13 protein-coding genes are annotated in these 15588 nt (G+C 71.7%); 2 read left to right on the top strand and 11 right to left on the bottom strand.

Annotated elements, in window-relative coordinates; translation table 11 throughout:
* Positions 1 to 506 precede the first annotated feature (506 nt).
* The 10 genes from IEW13_RS00230 to dacB all read right to left on the bottom strand — a co-directional run bounded on the left by IEW13_RS00230 (position 507) and on the right by dacB (position 10934).
* Complete coding sequence (locus IEW13_RS00230) at positions 507 to 1049, bottom strand: PH domain-containing protein (RefSeq protein ID WP_229744826.1); 543 nt, start codon at positions 1047 to 1049, stop codon at positions 507 to 509.
* Positions 1050 to 1053: 4 nt separating this feature from the next.
* Entirely contained in the window at positions 1054 to 1533 is a 480-nt protein-coding gene (locus IEW13_RS00225; protein ID WP_188548917.1) for a DUF3180 domain-containing protein, read from the bottom strand.
* A 4-nt stretch (positions 1534 to 1537) separates the two neighbouring features.
* Positions 1538 to 2542: a 2-amino-4-hydroxy-6-hydroxymethyldihydropteridine diphosphokinase gene (gene folK / locus IEW13_RS00220; protein WP_188548916.1), complete on the bottom strand. Its 1005-nt coding sequence runs from the start codon at positions 2540 to 2542 to the stop codon at positions 1538 to 1540.
* Positions 2539 to 3429 carry a dihydropteroate synthase gene (gene folP / locus IEW13_RS00215; RefSeq protein WP_229744825.1) on the bottom strand — a complete coding sequence of 297 codons (891 nt, stop codon included), beginning with the start codon at positions 3427 to 3429 and terminating at the stop codon, positions 2539 to 2541. The genes folK and folP overlap by 4 nt, the downstream gene beginning before the upstream one ends.
* Positions 3426 to 4007, bottom strand: a complete 582-nt coding sequence (folE, locus tag IEW13_RS00210) for a GTP cyclohydrolase I FolE (RefSeq protein ID WP_188548915.1) — start codon at positions 4005 to 4007, stop codon at positions 3426 to 3428. Before folE ends, folP begins: the two co-directional genes overlap by 4 nt.
* Positions 4004 to 6229: an ATP-dependent zinc metalloprotease FtsH gene (gene ftsH / locus IEW13_RS00205; RefSeq protein WP_188548914.1), complete on the bottom strand. Its 2226-nt coding sequence runs from the start codon at positions 6227 to 6229 to the stop codon at positions 4004 to 4006. Before ftsH ends, folE begins: the two co-directional genes overlap by 4 nt.
* A 130-nt stretch (positions 6230 to 6359) precedes the next feature.
* Positions 6360 to 6911 (bottom strand): hypoxanthine phosphoribosyltransferase, encoded by a 552-nt coding sequence (gene hpt / locus IEW13_RS00200; protein WP_188548913.1) that lies wholly within the window; start codon positions 6909 to 6911, stop codon positions 6360 to 6362.
* 99 nt (positions 6912 to 7010) lie between these two features.
* A complete protein-coding gene (gene tilS, locus IEW13_RS00195) occupies positions 7011 to 8246 on the bottom strand; it encodes a tRNA lysidine(34) synthetase TilS (RefSeq protein ID WP_188548912.1) in 1236 nt (411 codons plus the stop codon).
* Positions 8239 to 9342 carry an Rv3626c family coenzyme F420 biosynthesis-associated protein gene (locus IEW13_RS00190; protein ID WP_188548911.1) on the bottom strand — a complete coding sequence of 368 codons (1104 nt, stop codon included), beginning with the start codon at positions 9340 to 9342 and terminating at the stop codon, positions 8239 to 8241. The genes tilS and IEW13_RS00190 overlap by 8 nt, the downstream gene beginning before the upstream one ends.
* 53 nt (positions 9343 to 9395) lie before the next feature.
* Entirely contained in the window at positions 9396 to 10934 is a 1539-nt protein-coding gene (gene dacB / locus IEW13_RS00185) for a D-alanyl-D-alanine carboxypeptidase/D-alanyl-D-alanine endopeptidase (protein WP_188548910.1), read from the bottom strand.
* A gap of 387 nt (positions 10935 to 11321) precedes the next feature.
* Between dacB and IEW13_RS00180 the strand changes: the two genes are divergently transcribed.
* Both IEW13_RS00180 and IEW13_RS00175 read left to right on the top strand, forming a co-directional pair.
* On the top strand, positions 11322 to 11642 hold the full coding sequence (locus tag IEW13_RS00180; protein ID WP_188548909.1) for a rhodanese-like domain-containing protein: 321 nt from the start codon (positions 11322 to 11324) through the stop codon (positions 11640 to 11642).
* 150 nt (positions 11643 to 11792) lie between these two features.
* On the top strand, positions 11793 to 12281 hold the full coding sequence (locus tag IEW13_RS00175) for an inorganic diphosphatase (protein ID WP_188548908.1): 489 nt from the start codon (positions 11793 to 11795) through the stop codon (positions 12279 to 12281).
* 442 nt (positions 12282 to 12723) lie between these two features.
* Here IEW13_RS00175 and IEW13_RS00170 read toward each other — a convergent pair whose 3' ends face one another.
* The gene (locus IEW13_RS00170; RefSeq protein ID WP_188548907.1) at positions 12724 to 15372 is read right to left on the bottom strand and encodes a LamG-like jellyroll fold domain-containing protein; all 2649 of its coding nucleotides are present in this window, start codon (positions 15370 to 15372) and stop codon (positions 12724 to 12726) included.
* Positions 15373 to 15588: the final 216 nt, after the last annotated feature.

The raw sequence follows: 15588 nt of genomic DNA, 5'->3' as shown, positions 1-15588 counted from the left end.
GCAGACGGCACCACACCGGGCGGAGGCCCGGCGTTTCCGCCGGGCGGGGCCGGGAAAGCCGCCGTCGGGTGCGCACCTGCCGGACCGGCGGGGTGAGACCCGGGTCCCGCTGCGGGAATCCCGCCGGCCGGCGGGGCGCCACCGTAGCGCGGCACTCCCGGCGGAGCGGCGTTGCCGGGCGGGAACCCGCCGGGCGCCGGCTGCGGCGGGACGGGAGGCTGCGGCGCACCGGGAATGGGCTGCGACGGCACGCCCGGGGCGGCGTTCTGCGGCGGCACGCCGTGCGAGCCGGCCGGATCGTGAGGGCCGGAGCGGGGGAGTTCGCCTTGAGCGCCAGGCTCCGGGGCGTTGGGCTTCGCCTCATGAGCCTCCGGCGCATGAGGCTCTGAGCTTCCAGGCTCCGGAGCGCCAGGCCTCGGCGGGCGAGGCCCCGGAACGCCGGGGTCCGGGATGCCAGAACCGGGGGCGCCAGGCTCCGGGGACTGGGGAGGGGGCTGCTGGGACATCTACAGGCCCGCCAGGTTCCGTTCAGCGCGGCTGGCGAGCTTCTCCCGCAGCCGCACCGCCTCCTCGCGCGGGAGCCCGGGGATCACCGCGCTGGTGCTGGCCGAAGCGGTGTGCAGATGCAGGGTCGCCAGGCCGAAAGCCCGTTCCAGGGGGCCGGACTTGACGTCCACGTACTGCAGCCGGCCGTAGGGGATCACCGTGACCCGGCGGAACATGATGCCGGTGGCGATGAGCAGATCGTCCTCCCGCTCCGCGTAGCCGATGGCCTTCACCTGGCGCACGATGACGAAGGCCATGATCGCGAAGATCAGCACCGGGACGACCGCGAAGACGAGCAGCCAGTACTGGTCGGTGCCGAAGGCGATGAGCAGCGCGGCCACCAGGATCACCACCAGGAAGATGACGGTGCCGATGGCGTGGCCGAGCAGGTAGAGGGGGATGAGCCGCCTGGAGACCCGCCGGAACGCGGGGTCACCGAGGTCCTCTCGCAGCGGCATGGCGCCGGGCGGCGTCCAGCTCGGCGGGATCTGGGACGCCATCATGGTCCTACACTCCTTCGGGTTCCTCGCCCTCGGCGCCGTCGGCGCCATCGTCCGGGGGAAGCTGGCAGAACCACTCGACGATCATCCCCACCACCGTGGTGACGAGGCAGACCGCCACGGCGATGAGCATCTGCATGCCGGTGTCCGCACGGGCTCCGCCGGTACCGAACATCAGGTAGAGCGCCGCTCCCCCGTACCACCCTACTAGCCCCGCGCCGGTCAGGGACGCCGCCTTGGCCATCACCGCGACGCGGGCGGCCTGAAGCAGATCGAGTTCCCGTTTGCGATCGCCCTGGGTCCAGGCGCGCACGCGCCAGCCCAGGAAGAACAGCACCGCGGAGAGCACGCTCAGTCCTAGCACCGCCACCCAAGGCACGCCGGGCAGCAGCATTCCCTGGGACTCCCACAGCCGGTGCGCCAGGCCGGACAGCACCAGGCCCAGGACTGCCAGCTGGGCGAGGGTGAAGGGGCGGGTGGAGCGCATCGGATCAGTCCAGCACCAGTCGCGTGCCGTCGGCGCGCAGGCCGGGACGGTCCGGGGCCGCCGCGGCGAGTTCGGTGATCGGACGCGGGCGCCCGTGCGGGTCCGGCAGGGTCGCCCCGGCGTCGATGTCCGCCCAGGGCACCAGGACGAAGGCGCGCTCGCGGGCGCGCGGATGCGGCAGGGTGAGACGGTCGTCGTCGATGCGGATCCCGCCCGCGGCGATCAGGTCCAGGTCCAGCAGCCGCGGCCCGTGGTGGACCTCCCGCCGCCGGCCGGCCATCGCCTCGATGCCCAGCAGCGCCGCCAGCAGCTCGTGCGGGCTCAGCACGGTGCGCACGGCGGCCGCCGCGTTGAGGAAGTCGGGCTGGTCCGGCACGCCGCCGACCGGCGCGGTGCGGTAGACACCGGAGACGGCGGTGACGTCGATGTGCGGGTGCAGGCGCAGCGCGTCCACGGCCGCCTGCAGGGCGGCATGCGGATCGCCCAGGTTGGCGCCCAGCGCGATGATCGCCTCCAGCGGCGCGGCGTCCGTCCTGCCGGCGGCCGTCGTTCCGCCGGGGCCGGGCGCGGCCGCGGCGGAACCGGGTGCCCCGCCGCCGTTCTGCCCGATCCGCGGTGTCCCGGCGGCCTCCTGCGGCCCCGGCTGCTCGCGGCGGATGCGTACGCTGACGTCGCGGAACGCATGCGGGATGGGTGCCTGTGGCTTGTGCAGCTCGACGTCCACGGCCCGGACACCACGGAACGACAGGGCGGCATCGGCCAGCCGTTCGGCGACGGTCTCGATCAGATCGGCCGGCTCCCCGCCGATGATCTCCACCGCCCGGCCGGCCAGGGCGCCGTAGTCGACCGTGTCGGCGAGATCGTCGGTGGCCGCGGCCTTGCCGGCGTCGACCTCAAGGTGGATATCGGCCAGGAACTCCTGGCCCTCGCGCCGCTCGCGCTCGAACACGCCGTGGAAGCCGCGCGCGGCGAGCCCGGTCAGGGAGATCCGGTCCGGCACGGCGCTCATTCCTCCTCCAGCCGGAGAGGGACGTCGGCGGGCGCGTGGGCCGCCAGCGCGGCGGCGACATCGGCGGCGATGCGGGAGCTGCGGGGATCGTGCACGCGGACGGCCCAGGCACCGCGGGCCACCGCGAACGCCGTCAGCGCCGCCGTCGCCTGGTCCAGCTCCGGCTCGGCGGCCTCGTCCGGCGCGGACGGCGAGACGAGCGTGCGGAGGAACCGCTTCCGCGAGGCGGCGATGAGCACCTTGTAGCCGAGTCCGGCCAGTGCCTCCTGCGCGGCCAGCAACCGCCAGTTGTGCTCAGCCGTCTTGGCGAAGCCGATCCCCGGATCGAGGATGATCTGCGATTCGGCGACCCCGGCACCCACGGCGGCCTGCACCCGCTGCCGCAGCTCAGCCAGCACCTCGGCCACGACGTCCTGATAGACCGCGCGCTGCTGCATCCCGGCGGAGTGGCCGCGCCAGTGCATCAGCACGATGGGTGCCTGCGCCTGCGCGGCCAGGCCGAGCATCCCCGCCTCGGCCTGGCCGGCGGACACGTCGTTGATGATGGCGGCACCCGCCTCCAGGGCCGCCTCGGCGACCCGCACGCGCATCGTGTCCACGCTGATCACGAGACCCTGCTCGGCAAGCTCGCGCACCACCGGCACGACCCGCCGCAGTTCCTCGTCCTCCTCCACGCGGGCGGCACCGGGCCGGGTGGACTCCCCGCCGACGTCGATGATGTCCGCACCGGCGCGGGCCAGCGAGAGCCCGTGCTCGATGGCTTTCCCGACCTCGAAATAACGGCCGCCGTCGGAGAACGAGTCGGGCGTGACGTTGAGCACCCCCATGATGCGGGTGCCGGCCGGGGCCGGGCCGGCGCCGCCGGGCGGAACCCAGTCGGCGTTCATCGGCTGTGCCCCCCGCCCATGATGAGGCTCATCGCCTCGGACCTGCTGGTCGCCTCGCGGAACTGCCCGCGCACCGCCGAGGTGATGGTGGTGGCGCCGGGTTTCTGCACACCGCGCATGGACATGCACAGGTGCTCGCACTCGAACACCGTGATGACGCCAAGCGGCTCCAGGATCCGCATCAGCGCGTCCGCGACCTGGGTGGTGAGCCGCTCCTGCACCTGCGGCCGGCGGGCGTAGACCTCGACCAGCCGGGCGAGCTTGGACAGGCCGGTCACGCGGCCCTCGCCGCCGGGGATGTACCCGATGTGCGCCATGCCGTGGAACGGCACCAGATGATGCTCGCAGGTGGAGTAGACCGGGATGTCCCGGACCAGCACCATCTCGTCATGCCCCAGATCGAAGGAGACGCCCATGACGTCCTCCGCCTCCTGGTGCATGCCGGCGAAGATCTCGGCGTAAGAACGCGCCACGCGTGCCGGGGTATCGCGCAGGCCGTCGCGGTCGGGATCCTCGCCGACCGCCAGGAGGATCTCCCGAACGGCGGCCTCGATGCGCGGCTGATCGATCCCGCTCATGAGTCTCGCGGCGGCTGCTGGCCGCCCTCCGCCCCGGGGTTCTGACCGTAGGGGTCTGGGTTCTGACCGTAGGTACCCGGGTTCTGGCCGTACGGATCGGCGCTCTGACCGTACGGGTTCGGGTTCTGACCGTAGGGATCGCTGCCCTGGCCGTACGGGCCCGGTGCCGGCGGCTGGCCGGGCTGACCCGGCTGCGCGGGACCGGGATTGCCCGGGTGACCAGGCTTGGGCGGCAGCGGGCCGGTCTGGCCGTGCGGCCCCTCCGGCACATCGGTGACATCGGCGGGGGCGTTGGTCCCGGACTCCTCGCCCTCGCGCGGCTTGGGCGGACGCACCGGGGGCCGGTCCGAGACGGGCCGGTCCGCATTGGTCAGCCAGATCTCCCGCCGTTCCCGCTTGACGACGTCCTGGAAGATCTCCGCCAGCTGCGCCTGATCCAGGGTCTCCTTCTCCAGCAGCTCCAGGGCCAGACGGTCGAGCACATCGCGGTTGGTGTTCAGCGCGTCCCAGGCGTCCTGGTGCGCGGCGTCGACGAGCGCACGGATCTCCTCGTCGATCTGCGCCAGGGTTCCGTCGGCGTAGGTCTCATCCGCGCCCTGCCCGCGTCCGGCGAACGGCTCGGAGGAGACGTCCCCGATCTTCACCATGCCCACGCGGGAGGACATGCCGTACTGGGTGACCATCTTCCTGGCGATCCCGGTGGCCTTCTCGATGTCGTTGGCGGCGCCCGTCGTCGGATCGTGGAAGACGATCTCCTCGGCCACGCGCCCGCCCATCGCGTAGGCCAGCTGATCCAGCAGCTGATTGCGGGTGGTGGAGTACTTGTCCTCGCTGGGCATCACCATGGTGTAGCCCAGCGCCCGGCCGCGCGGCAGGATGGTCACCTTGGTGACCGGATCGGTGTCGTTCATCGCCGCCGCCACCAGCGCGTGCCCGCCCTCGTGGTAGGCGGTGATGGTCCGCTCGTGCTCGCTCATCAGGCGGGTGCGCTTCTGCGGGCCGGCGATCACCCGGTCGATGGCCTCGTCGATGGCCCGGGCGTCGATGACCGCCTGGCCCGAGCGGGCGGTCAGCAGCGCCGCCTCGTTGAGCACATTGGACAGGTCCGCGCCGGAGAAGCCCGGAGTGCGCTTGGCGACCAGGCCCAGATCGACATCGGGACCCAGCGGCTTGCCCTTGGCGTGGACCTCGAGGATGCGCTTGCGGCCCTTCATGTCCGGGGCCTCCACCGCGATCTGACGGTCGAAGCGGCCCGGCCGCAGCAGCGCCGGGTCCAGCACATCGGGCCTGTTGGTGGCGGCGATCAGGATGATGTTGGTCTTCACGTCGAAGCCGTCCATCTCCACCAGCAGCTGGTTCAGCGTCTGCTCGCGCTCGTCGTGGCCGCCGCCCATGCCGGCACCGCGCTGCCGGCCGACCGCGTCGATCTCGTCGATGAAGATGATGCACGGCGAGTTCTGCTTGGCCTGCTCGAAGAGGTCACGCACCCGGGAGGCGCCGACGCCGACGTACATCTCGACGAAGTCCGAACCGGAGATGGAGTAGAACGGCACCCCGGCCTCACCGGCGACCGCTCGGGCCAGCAGCGTCTTACCGGTACCGGGCTGGCCGTAGAGCAGGACACCCTTGGGGATCTTCGCGCCGACCGCCTTGAACTTGTCCGGCTCGGCCAGAAACTCCTTGATCTCCGCCAGTTCCTCCAGCGCCTCGTCGACGCCGGCGACATCGGCGAAGGTGACGTCCGGGTTCTCCTTGTTGACCAGCTTGGCCTTGGACTTGCCGAACTGCATCATCCGGCCGCCGCCCTGCATCTGGGAGAGCAGGAACCAGAAGATCGCGATGATGATGATGAACGGCAACAGGTTCAGCAGCAGCGTCACGAACCAGGACTGCTGCGGGACCTCGTCGTCGTAGCCGAGTTCCGGGTCGGCGTCGGCGATGGCCTGGGCCACCTCGGCGCCGCGCTGGGAGACGTAGTTGAACTGGACCTGCCGGCCGTAGTCGGTGTCGCCCTCGACGTAGTCCTCGGTGAGAGTCAGGTCCACGCGCTGATCGCCGTCGACGATCTTGGCCTGCTCGACCTTCCCCTCCTCGATCAGCTCGAGGCCCGCCTGGGTGTCGATCTTCTGGAAGCCCGAGCCGGTGAGCAGCATGGCGCCGGCCGAGACGATGATGAGGGCGAGGACGATCCAGAGGATCGGGCCCTTGACGAGTCGCTTCATGTCGGTGACGACCGGGCCAGGCCCGGCCGGCGTTCCCCTTTCGTCGGTCTCTTACGCGCCTGCCGCCGTGGGACGCATCGGATGCCGGCCTGCGCGGTGCCGGTACGACGCTAGTGCGCGCGGGTGGGAGTCAGCTGTACACGTGCGGGGCGAGGGTCGCCACGAACGGCACGTTCCGGTACTTCTCCGCGTAGTCGAGCCCGTAGCCGATGACGAACTCATTCGGGACGTCGAAACCGACGTACTTCACGTCGATCTCCACTTTCGCCGCCTCCGGCTTGCGCAGCAGGGTGCAGATCTCGACGGAGTTCGCCCCGCGCGAGCGGAGATTGGAGACCAGCCACGACAGGGTCAGGCCGGAGTCGATGATGTCCTCCACGATGAGCACGTCGCGCCCGGTGAGGTCGGTGTCGAGGTCTTTGAGGATCCGGACCACGCCGGAGGACTTGGTGCCGGAGCCGTAGGAGGACACCGCCATCCAGTCCATCTCCACGTGGCTGCGCAGCGAGCGGGCCAGATCGGCCATCACCATGACCGCGCCCTTGAGCACCCCCACCAAGAGCACGTCCCGGCCGGCGTAGTCCGCGTCGATCTGCTCCGCCAGCTCGGCCAGCCGCGCCTTGATCTCCTCCTCGGTGACGAGAATGCGTTCGATGTCACTGCCCAGGTCTTTGGCGTCCACGCTGAGGTTCAGCTCCTTGATCGGATGGTCGTGCGTGCGAGGTGGGGTCGGGTGTGCGGGATCGAGCGTCGAGGACGGGCGTGAGGGCCCGCCCCTCGATTATAGGTTCTGCGGCCCGTCCTGGCCGGGGCCGGAATCGCGCAGCCGCAGGGACGTCCCCTCGGCGACGGCGATGACGTCGCCCGGGAGGGAGACGGCGCCGCGCCGGGCGCCCGTGACGAGGGCGTCGACGGCCCGGACGTGCTCGTAGCTCAGGTCCTGGCCGGTGCCGATGAGATCCACGAGCCAGCGGCGCAGCACGCGGGTGCGCAGCGCCTCGGGAACGGCGGCCAGCGGGGCGCGGTCCAGCCGGCGGTCGCGGGAGTCTCCGAGCAGCCGCTCCGCCGCCTGCGCGGCCTCCGCTTCCAGGTGGTCGGCATCGGCCCGCAGCTGCGCCGCCGTGCGCGCGAGCGCTTCCGTGATGCCGGGTCCCAGCTGCTGTTCGAGGGCGGGCAGGGCGTGCCTGCGGGCGCGCACCCGGGCGTAGGCATCATCGGCGTTCATCGGATCGTCCCAGACCCGCAGGCCCTGCGCATGGCAGGAGGCCCGCAGCTGCGCCCTCCGCAGGCCCAGCAGGGGCCGCAGCAGCATGCCGCGCGCCGGCGCCATGCCGGCCAGGGATCTGGCGCCGGAACCGCGGGCCAGCCCCAGCAGGACGGTCTCGGCCTGGTCGTCCAGGGTGTGCCCCAGCATGATGGCCGCAGCCCCGTAGCGGCGGCGGGCTGCCTCCAGCGCGGCGTAGCGGGCCCGGCGGGCAGCGGCCTCCAGGCCGGCGGGGTGTTCGCGGTCGACCGCGGCCGGCACGACGAGCGTCTCCAGACCGAGGGTGCGCAGCTGCTCCGCGGCGCTTTCCGCGGCGCGGCGGGCGCCGGATTGCAGGCCGTGATCGACCAGGACCGCCTGCGCCCGGAGCGGCAGCGCGCGCTGCAGGAAGGCCGTCGCGGCCGCGAGCGCCATCGAGTCCGCGCCGCCGGAGACGCCGATGACCACCCGCCACGGATCTTCAGCGCCGGGCTCCGCCGGCCGCCCGTCTCCGGCGGGGCGGGCGGGCGTGCGTGGAGGCTCACTGCGCTCCCCGAGACTCCCGGACACCGGGGCCCGCTCGCCGGAGGGGAACCTGCCGGGCGCCCCGGGAGACTCGCCGTGCCCCTGCGCCGCGGCGTCCCGGCCTCCGGCGGGGAGGCCCCCGGACGGCCGGGTGAATCCGCCGGCAGCGGCATGGTCCTGAAGGGCGCGCCGGACGGCGCCCCGCACCGCGGCGGTGTCCGGGTCGAGGCGTGGCCGGCGTTCAGCCATGGACCCGGCGCACCCAGTCCCGCGGTCTGGCGATCTCGTCCAGGTCCGGCAGCAGAGCGGGGTCATCCCATACCCGGTTGAGGCCCTCGTGGCCTTTCTGCCGCAGCACCCCGCGGACGAAGGCCGCCCCGTGGCGGTACTGCTCGAGCTTCGCGTCGAGCCCCAGGAACTTGGTGAGCACGCCGTGCAGCCCGGTGCTCTCGGCACGGCGGCGATCGAAGGAGCGGCGGATCTGCCGCACGCTGGGGATGACTCCCGGGCCGACCTGATCCATGACGACGTCGGCGTGACCCTCCAACAGGGACATCACCGCCGTGATCCGGTCGATCAGGTCCTTCTCGACCTCGTTCTGGATCAGATCGACCAGGCGTCCGCTGCCCTGCGGCCCGAATACCTCGCGCATCCCCGACAGCCCCCCGGTCAGGCGCTCCGCCGGCGATTCCTCCCCCAGCATGCTGGCGACCAGTTCTTCCAACAGCCCGAGCAGATGCTCGCGCAGCCACGGCGCCGCGGCGAACTGGACCCGGTGCGTCTCCTCGTGCAGGGCCACCCACAGCCGGAAATCGCGTTGATCGGCGCCGATCTTGGCCGCGGTGGCGGTGATGCTGGGGGCGACCAGCAGCAGCCGGCCGGCGTCGGTGCCGAAGGGCTCGTACTGGCCCAGCACCCGGGTGCTCAGGTAGGACAGCAGGCCGCCGAGCTCCACTCCGCTGGCCCGGGCGGCAGCCCGGCTGGGTGCCTTCTTGCCGAACGACTCGCTCGCCCGGCGGTCGAGAACGGCGGTGACGGGACCATCCAGCATGGCGCTCATGGCGCCGATGTTGGCGCGGGCCCAGCTGAGCCGGTCGACGACGAGGATCTCACCGGCGGCCAGGCGGCGCCGTACCGGGTCCGCCTGTGATGTGGGCAGGCGCATCACGTCGAGGACCAGATCCGTCGCGGTGGCGGCGCTCTCGCGCAGTTCGGCCACCACGGCCGTCATCTCGGCCGCGGGCAGCGCCGGGCCGGGCGGGATCAGACTGCGGGCGGTCGCCTCCGCGGCGGAGGCGGAGAGCACCTCGCCGATCCGCGAACGGGAGCTGGCGTCCTGGTCCATCGGCGTTTCCTCTCGGGTCGAGCGGTCCGGCGGTGACATGGGCGTCTTCCGGCTCAGCAGCCGCAGCGGGCCAGGCCGGCCAGCAGGGCGTCCATGGCAGGGCGGGCGCGGGAGACCTCGGCCGGTTCGAGGCCGTCCCCCATCACCGCGAAGGCCAGCAGGCGCCCGTCGGCGGTCACCAGCGTCCCCGCCAGAGAGGTGACCGAGCGCAGGCTGCCGGTCTTGGCGCGGACGATCCCGGCGCCGTCGGCGCTCTCCTCGCTGCGGTAGCGCGAGGAGAGCGTGCCGGACCAGCCGCCGACCGGCATGAGCGAGGGCAGTTCCGCCAGCGGGCCTTCGCCGGCGACAGCCAGGACCAGCAGGCGGCTGAGCGCTTCCGGCGGGATGCGGTTGTCGTAGCTGAGACCGGACAGATCGGTCAGGGAGATCGCACCGTCCTCGTCCTCCAGGCCCAGGTCCGCCATGGCATCCTCCACCGCGCGCGCGGCTCCGGCGAAGTCGGCTTCCTCGCCCCGCGCGAGCGCGACCTGGCGGCCGACCGCCTCGGAGACGACGTTGTCCGAGGTGACGAGCAGATGCTCCGCTTGAGCACGCAGCGGCGCGGAGAGCACCTGCGCGAGTTCATCGTCGGCGTCGGCGGCCTGTGCGGAACCGTCGTGCCCGCGCACCTCGATGCCGGCGTCCTGCAGCGCCTCGGCGAAAGCGCGCGCGGCGTCCTCTCCGGACCGGTCGCTGCGGGGCATGCCCTCCCCGGTGCGGCCGGCGGCGATCATCAGCGGGGACAGCGGGGCGACGAATCCGTGCCCGATGTCGGCGCGGTCCCAGGTGGGGTGGAAGTCGGCGCCGGAGAAGAGGCTCTCGTCACGGGCGACGGCGACCTCGTCGATACCGTGGCCGCGCAGGGCATGCGCGGTCTCCTGCGCGAGGCTGGCCAGTCCGGCGTGCCCGTCCACCGCATCGGGATCGCTCTCCCCCGCGCCGAGCAGGACATCGCCGCCGCCGTGCAGGATGACCAGCGGCGGATCTGCTTCGTTCTCCGGCGCGTGGAGATAGGCAGTGGTGGGCAACCGGGTCTCCGCCCCGGCCTCGGCCAGCGCCGCCGCCGCGGTGAGCACCTTCGTGGTGGAGGCCGGGGTACGGCTCGCCCCGGCGTCGCGGGCGTAGAGGACGTCCCCGGTGAGGGCATCGCGGATGTCGATGCCGGTGCTGGCGGGAAGGCCGTCGGCCAGCGCTTCCTCCACCAGGTCGTTCACGGACTCCGCCGCGGGCGTCGGCGCGGCATCGCCGACCGGCGTCGCGCCTTCCGTGGTGGTCACGCGCAGGGTGGGGGTGGGGAACGGCACAGGATCCGGACGCGGCGGTTCGGCGGTGAGCACTCCCGGCACCGCGTCGACCACATCGGCGTAGCCGTAGCCGCCTAGCAGCGCGACGACCGTCAGGATGCCGGCGGTCCATCGCCAGCCGCGCCCACGCCGGCGGCCGCGCGAGGCACGGTCCTGTCTCTCGTTCTGCGACCCGCGCGCTGACTGGGGGTCGGCCTCCGCCAGTCGTGCCTCCCATCGCGTGCGCGGCTGGGGTTGAAACGGCTGCATAGTCGGCTGGGGTTGAAACGGCTGCGTCGTCAGCTGGGGTTGAGCCGAGGGCGCCGCTGGTTGCGGTTGAGGCGACGACGGCTGTTGCCCGGGCTGTCCCTCAGCCTCGGCCGCGGGAGCCTCCCGGCCAGGCCCGGCTGAAGCGGCCGCATCGACTGCACCACCTGCATCGCCTGTATTGCCCGTATCGCCTGTATCGCTGGAAGGCTGCGAAGGAACGTCCTCAGGCGGTGTCTCCGCGGGGGGCGTCTCCGCGCTGCCCTCTGTTCGCGGCTGCTCCTCCGGCGGCTCCGTTGCGCGATCGGTCACCGCGTCTCCCCTGCGGGGCGCGTCAGCAGATAGGGTTGTGACCGGTTCACGCCTCCCAGTGTAAGGAGGGCCTCTCAGATGGCCATCGCCGAAGTCTCCCCGGCCGAGCTGAAAGCAGAACTCGACTCGGGCTCCGTCACGCTCATCGACGTCCGCGAACCCGATGAGCACGCCGCGCAGGCGATCCCCGGCGCCCGCCTCGTGCCGATGCACGACATCCTCTCCGGGACGGTCCAGCTTCCCCGCGATGAGCCGCTCGTGCTGCACTGCAAGTCCGGGTACCGCTCGGGGAACGTGGCCGAGGCGCTCAGCGCGGCCGGGTACGAGCAGGTGCGGAACCTCAGCGGCGGCATCGAGGCCTGGGCCGAAGCCGGGCTGCCGGTGACCTCCCAGCGCTGAACCCAGCGCGGCATCCGTGACTGTCCCCGCCTCGAAAGACGAACTCGCGCGCGGGCTGCAGGCCGCAGTGATCGTGCCTGCGTGCGGTGCTGCCGGGATACAGTAAATGAGGAATTCACCGTCCAGTCGACACCCCTAAGGAGTGCAGCAGTGGAGTTCGAAGCCACCATCGAGATCCCGCGCGGACAGCGCAACAAGTACGAGGTCGATCACGAGTCCGGGCGGGTCAAGCTCGACCGCTACCTGTACACCTCCATGGAGTACCCCGCCGACTACGGTTTCATCGAGGACACCCTGGGCCAGGACGGCGATCCGCTCGATGTGCTCGTGCTGCTCCCGGCGCCCGTCTTCCCCGGCGTGCTCGTCGACGCGCGCCCGGTGGGCATGTTCAAGATGGAGGACGAGGCCGGCGGCGACGACAAGGTGCTCGCGGTGCCGGCCGGGGACCCGCGCTGGGACAACATCCAGGACGTCACGGACGTCGATCAGTTCACCCTGGACGCCATCAAGCACTTCTTCGAGCGCTACAAGGACCTGGAGCCGGGCAAGTTCGTCAAGGGCTCCAGCTGGGTCGGCCGCGCCGAGGCCGAGGCCGAGGTCCGCGCCTCCCAGGAGCGCTTCAAGGCCGAGGGCCACTGAACTCAAGGCCGAGGGCCGCTGAAGCCGGTCCCGCACCAGCGCTGAGCGGCGGGCGCCTCGGCACCGGGCCGGGGGCGGGGAACCGGCAGCCTTTCCGGCCGCCATGGCCTTACGTCGTCGCCCAGCCCGTAGGTCGTCGCCCTCCGCGCCTGGAGCACGGCGACGTACGGGCCAGATGACGGCATCACCAGGTCCACCGGATACGGACCCGCCGTACCACGGGCGGAGGTTCGGTTCGGCCGGTGGCACTCAACGAGGCCGCGGCAGCCCAGGGTACACAGACGGGTGTTGGGCCCGGGCGAGTTTCCGCCCGGGCCCGACACCCGTTCTCGTCTCCCTCAGACCTGAGGCCGCTCGGCTTCGCTTAAACGAGACCGCTCGGCTTCGCTTAGAACCTTGAGCCGTTCGGTTTCGCTCAGGCCTGGGAGTGCCTCATGCCCGCTCAGCCCTCGGCGCTGCGACGGCGGGCCAGGTAGACGGCACCGCCGCCGAGGCCGAGCAGCGCGAGCGCGGCCAGGCTCATGGCCAGCACGTCGCTGCCGGTGCGCGGCAGAGGCTTGCCATCGCCCGCACCCGGACCGCTGCCCGGATCACTCGGCTGCGGGGAAGCGCCCGGCGACGGCTCTCCTCCCGGCTGCCCCGGCGCGCCGGGATCAGCCGTCGGCTCCGATGTCTGGTCCCCTCCCGGCTGCCCCGGTTCACCGGGCTGACCGCCAGGATCGGTCGGGTCGCCGCCAGGATCGGTCGGGTCGGCCCCGGGCTCGGTCGGTTCCGGCGACGGAGCGCCCGGATCGTCATCGGCCAGGACGACAACCTCACCGGCGCGGGCCTCCGAACGCCGCTCCCCGAACCCGTGCGTCAGCGAGAAGGCGTAGGTGCCGGGCGCAGCGTCGAGCGCCGCCTGCTGGGCGGTTCCGGCCGCGGCATCGGCATCCAGCTCGCCCTCCAGCGTCCAGGTGCCGTCCTCGGCGACGACCGCCTCACCGGTCACGGCCCCCTCCGCCACCACGGTGGCGCCGGGCTTGCCGGTGCCCGTCAGCGCCGGCAGGGACTCCCCTTCGGCGATCTCCACCCGCTCGGCGTCGGCGGTGAAATCGTCCACATCGGGGCGGTGGATGAGCCATTCGGTCTGCTCCGTGGGCCGGTCGGCGATCCGCAGCTCACCCACGCAGCCGTGCCAGCCGTTGGAGGCCTGATCGTTCTCCCACGCCGCGCCGATGATCCAGGGCATGCCCTCCTCGAAGCTCATCCCACCGGTGCCGGTGGCATTGCGCAGGATGGGCGCGCCGTCGACGTACATGGTGGTACGGGCGTCGTCGATGTCGTTGACGAGCGCGACGTGGAACCAGCGTCCCAGCGGGATCTCACCGGACCAGGAGACCTTGTCCCCCACCGTCGGATCCTGGGGCAGCTCGGTCCATTGGAACTCGCGCAGATTGGAGAAACCGAGCGAGGCTGCGCCGGTGGTGTAGTCGTAGCGGGAGGGCGGCATGCCCATCCGCGAGCGGTTGCCAGTGCGGTTGAAGGCCTTGCTCCAGGCATTCTGGTCCGCGGTCCAGGCCTCGTCCAGGTACACGAAGACCTCGATGGTATAGCCAGCTGAGAAGTCCGCGTCGTTGACCGCCGCATCGGGCGCGGTGGACAGGTAGCTGTACCGTTCGCCGCTGCTGTCGGCGAAGCACACGCCCGCCCCGTCGGAAGAGAACGCGTGGCCCTCCCTGCGGACGGTGACGTCTCCGGGCTGCGCGGCCGGGGAGCCGGACTCCTCGATGCTCACGCGGGTCATATCGCCGCCGCCGATGACGTCCGGCACGGCGGCTCCCTCGTCCAGCACACCGTCCTCGCCGGTCTCGGCGATGCCCGGCCGCCAGTGCGCGAGGGCGTCCTCGCCCAGCCGCGGGTAGTCCTCCGCCGAGCCGGGAAGCTCCGCGGTCACCGGCGGCACGCCCTCGAAGCCGTCCAGGATGATCTCGCGCGCACGCTGGGTCAGGGAGGGAAGGTCGCTGTCCCCGGCGGTCCACTCGGCGTTGAACCCTGAGAACCGCTCTTCGAAGTCGATGCCGAGGGTGAACTGCTCGTTCGGCGCCTCCAGGAACGGCTGGTCGTACACCGTGAGCGAGTCCGCCGGCTTCCACGCCACCCAGGGGGAGGGCGCCGAGACATGGATCGCGTCGTGCTCGAGGTCGAACTCGAACAGGCCCAGGTAGCCGTTGCCGCCCTCGTAGGCCATCTGCCAGTCCTGGAGCACCTGGAAGACCTCGTTGCCCGCGTCGTTGGTCATGGTGCGGTAGGCCGAGCCGTGATTGTGGCCGCTGATGGTCAGGAAGATCTGGTCGTTCGACCGGATGAGTTCCTCCCACAGCCGGTCGCCGTTGGTGCCGCTGGTGGCCGTCCGGCCGTCCGACTCGACGCCGAGGATGTCGTGGGAGGTGAGGATCGTCGGCAGGCTCGGATGCTCGGCCATCACCTGCTCCGCCCAGGCCAGGGTCTCATCGGAGACCCGCCAGGCGAGGGCGAGCATGAGGTACCGCTGTCCCTCTGCTTCGAAGATCTGGTACTCGCTTAAGCCCGTCTCGTCGCGGCCGGACTCGGTGCTCTGGGCGGCAGCGCGCTCCGGCGGGAACCACTGCAGATAGGGCTCCTCCGCGAGATCGTAGTCCCGGTCGGTGAGGTGGCTGGCCGAGTTCCTGACGTCGTGGTTGCCCGGCAGGATGGAGTACGGCAGCGCGGCGTCCTCCAGCGCCTTGTGGGCTGCGTCGGCCGCGACCCACTCGGATTCCACCGTGGCGCGGTCGACGACGTCGCCCAGATGGGCCACCAGCGGGATGTTCAGATCGTCCTGGACCTGACCGAGCCATTCGGTCTGCACCTGGTACGGGTTGCTGCCGTACCGCGGCTCGAACTGGTCGAAGGCGTAGCGGGAGTAGAACTGAGTGTCCGGCAGCGTGGCAAGAGTCCAGCGGGAGCTCTCTTCCGCCGCGGGCTGCGCACCGGCGGCGACCGGCGCGGTGATCATGCCCGCCAGCACGGCGGTCACCACGCCTGCGGCCGCGATCGCCCTGCCGGAGGTGATTCCTGTTCGGGGAGGCATTGTTCTCCTGTTCCAGACCAGTGGGGACGAACGAGCGCCGGTATGCACGCACCGGCGAGGTATGAGCGACCGGCGGCGCTGGCGCGGACCGGCACTGCGCGCCAGCCACCGCCCCAGGCAATCAGGAGGCGCTGAACGGAAGGGGACGGCAGGATGAACTTAGACCGATTCACCGCCGGGATATGTGACGTGGATCACTACGGCGGGGACTTGTCA

Source organism: Sediminivirga luteola (genome assembly GCF_014639315.1).
Taxonomy (GTDB): Bacteria; Actinomycetota; Actinomycetes; order Actinomycetales; family Brevibacteriaceae; genus Sediminivirga; species Sediminivirga luteola.
The sequence above is the reverse complement of the archived record's forward strand: the minus strand, read 5'-3'. Positions and strand labels throughout refer to the sequence as shown.

What these genes read in the sequence shown, in the direction of transcription:
- IEW13_RS00230 (WP_229744826.1), bottom strand. Translation starts at nt 1,049, where the DNA reads ATGATGGCGTCCCAGATCCCGCCGAGCTGGACGCCGCCCGGCGCCATG.
- IEW13_RS00225 (WP_188548917.1), bottom strand. Translation starts at nt 1,533, where the DNA reads ATGCGCTCCACCCGCCCCTTCACCCTCGCCCAGCTGGCAGTCCTGGGC.
- folK (WP_188548916.1), bottom strand. Translation starts at nt 2,542, where the DNA reads ATGAGCGCCGTGCCGGACCGGATCTCCCTGACCGGGCTCGCCGCGCGC.
- folP (WP_229744825.1), bottom strand. Translation starts at nt 3,429, where the DNA reads ATGAACGCCGACTGGGTTCCGCCCGGCGGCGCCGGCCCGGCCCCGGCC.
- folE (WP_188548915.1), bottom strand. Translation starts at nt 4,007, where the DNA reads ATGAGCGGGATCGATCAGCCGCGCATCGAGGCCGCCGTTCGGGAGATC.
- ftsH (WP_188548914.1), bottom strand. Translation starts at nt 6,229, where the DNA reads ATGAAGCGACTCGTCAAGGGCCCGATCCTCTGGATCGTCCTCGCCCTC.
- tilS (WP_188548912.1), bottom strand. Translation starts at nt 8,246, where the DNA reads ATGGCTGAACGCCGGCCACGCCTCGACCCGGACACCGCCGCGGTGCGG.
- IEW13_RS00190 (WP_188548911.1), bottom strand. Translation starts at nt 9,342, where the DNA reads ATGGACCAGGACGCCAGCTCCCGTTCGCGGATCGGCGAGGTGCTCTCC.
- dacB (WP_188548910.1), bottom strand. Translation starts at nt 10,934, where the DNA reads ATGCAGCCGTTTCAACCCCAGCCGCGCACGCGATGGGAGGCACGACTG.
- IEW13_RS00180 (WP_188548909.1), top strand. Translation starts at nt 11,322, where the DNA reads ATGGCCATCGCCGAAGTCTCCCCGGCCGAGCTGAAAGCAGAACTCGAC.
- IEW13_RS00170 (WP_188548907.1), bottom strand. Translation starts at nt 15,372, where the DNA reads ATGCCTCCCCGAACAGGAATCACCTCCGGCAGGGCGATCGCGGCCGCA.